At 63.7% G+C, this 2045-nt stretch carries 4 protein-coding genes; 3 read left to right on the forward strand and 1 reads right to left on the reverse strand.

The features are described from left to right. Window positions 1-272, forward strand: a 272-nt coding sequence (locus AC6RA4_RS25095) for an uL11 family ribosomal protein (RefSeq protein WP_500164987.1), incomplete at its 5' end; no start/stop codon positions are given. 1 nt (window position 273) lies between these two features. Beyond that, window positions 274-975: a 50S ribosomal protein L1 gene (rplA, locus tag AC6RA4_RS25100; RefSeq protein ID WP_500164989.1), complete on the forward strand. Its 702-nt coding sequence runs from the start codon at window positions 274-276 to the stop codon at window positions 973-975. A gap of 116 nt (window positions 976-1091) precedes the next feature. Here the strand turns inward: rplA and AC6RA4_RS25105 are convergent, their stop codons facing one another. Further along, complete coding sequence (locus tag AC6RA4_RS25105; RefSeq protein WP_500164991.1) at window positions 1092-1352, reverse strand: DUF2798 domain-containing protein; 261 nt, start codon at window positions 1350-1352, stop codon at window positions 1092-1094. A gap of 496 nt (window positions 1353-1848) precedes the next feature. Here AC6RA4_RS25105 and rplJ point away from each other — a divergent pair. Then, window positions 1849-2045 (forward strand): 50S ribosomal protein L10 (gene rplJ / locus AC6RA4_RS25110; protein ID WP_500164993.1); only part of this gene is annotated, 197 nt, incomplete at its 3' end.

Below are 2045 nucleotides of genomic sequence, written 5' to 3' on the forward strand. Positions count from 1 at the left end.
CCTACTATCAGGACAAGTCCTTCACCATGGACATCAAGACGCCGCCCGCGTCTTACTACCTGAAGAAGGCGGCTGGCCTGAAGCCGGTCGGCAAGCGGAACCGTCCGCGTGGTGCCGAGAACCCGGGCCGCGAGACCGTTGCGACCGTGACCACCAAGCAGGTGCGCGAAATCGCCGAGGCCAAGATGAAGGACCTCAGCGCGAACGACGTCGAAGCGGCAATGCAGATCATCCTTGGCTCCGCCAAGTCCATGGGCATCGAGGTGAAGTAAGATGGCAAAGCTCGGAAAACGCACCCGCTCCGCCCGTGAGGCCTTTGCAGGCAAGGAAGACGTGACCGTCGAAGAGGCCGTCGCCCTGATCAAGTCCACCGCCAGCGCGAAGTTCGACGAGACCGTCGAGATCGCGATGAACCTCGGCGTCGACACCCGTCACGCAGACCAGATGGTCCGTGGCGTGATCGGCCTGCCGAACGGCACCGGCAAGACCATGCGCGTCGCCGTGTTCGCACGTGGCCCCAAGGCTGAAGAAGCCCAGGCCGCCGGCGCGGACATCGTGGGCGCCGAAGACCTGATGGAAACCATCCAGGGCGGCACCATCGAGTTCGATCGCTGCATCGCGACCCCGGACATGATGCCGATCGTCGGCCGTCTCGGTAAGATCCTCGGCCCGCGCAACCTGATGCCGAACCCGAAGGTCGGCACCGTGACCATGGATGTCGCCCAGGCCGTCAAGGACGCCAAGGGCGGCCAGGTCCAGTTCCGCGCCGAAAAGGGCGGTGTGGTCCATGCCGGTGTTGGCAAGGCGTCTTTCGACGAGGCCCAGCTGGTCGAGAACATCCGCGCCTTCGTGAGCGCGGTTGCCAAGGCCAAGCCGACCGGCGCCAAGGGCACCTACATGAAGAAGATCTCGCTCAGCTCCACCATGGGCCCGGGCGTCACCGTCGACGTGGCAAACGCTGCCAGCGTCGAGTGATCTTCGGATTGATCTGATTGGAAAGGGCGGGCCTTCGGGTCCGCCCTTTTTCTTTGGTGGTTGGCTTCTTGCTGCGGATCAAGCGCCACCCCAGCGCGGCGGCGCCCGCTCCCGGGTCAGTCGCGCACTGTCGCGACCAGGTGCTGGGTACGGCGTGCCAGCCAGAAGGACAGCGGCCCGACCGCCATCGACAGCACGAAGGCGATCGGCCAGGCGACGGCAAAACGGCTCAGCCAGATCCCGACCCATCCCGGCGACAGCGCGGTGGGGATCGCGGTGAAGATGCAGGTCATCAGGAAGGCCATGATGCAGGAGATGAACACCTGCGCGAGGATCACGGTGGACTTCAAAGGCGGGGTCTGGGTCGGGTCGGTCATATCTGCGCTCCGCAATAGGGAAGGGGGCGCGCTGGACCATCCGTCTCGACGGCAGGCGCACCCCGGAAAAGGGTTGCGCCGCGGGTTCGGGGATCGACTAACTCTCGCAAGCATGCGAGGGCCGGGATAACCGAACCGGCCAGACGTTTTTCGGCCCTCGCGAAGTAGTCTTGCAGGGGTGCATCGTCAAGTGCCGGGCAACAGTCACGGATGCGTGACGGAACCTTTTTGCCGGGGCCTCTTGGCAGGGCAGGGCAAAACCGTTATCCAGCCCGTGTTGAGGGCATCCGCGCGATTCGTGGACGCCCTCGATTTCGTCCGAGACGGTGGGTTGGAGGCATCCAATAAATCCTGCCTGAGACGGGAAGAGACATACGCACCGGATCTCACGTGTTCCGGCGACGCGATGCGACGACCCGAATCGGACCTTCTTGGCCAGGGAAACCTGGCTTGAACGAGCCGGAGGGGTCTCCCCTCCATCAACTGGAGTGAAACTGTGGATAGAGCCCAGAAAGAGAAAGTGGTCGAGGAACTCGGCCAGATCTTCGAAAGCTCTGGCGTCGTGGTGGTAGCTCACTACGCCGGTCTGACAGTTGCCGAGATGCAGGATCTGCGCGCGCGTGCAAGCGACGCGAACAGCTCCGTGCGTGTTGCCAAGAACAGGCTCGCCAAAATCGCCCTTGAGGGTAAGCC

Source organism: Salipiger sp. (assembly GCF_059781815.1).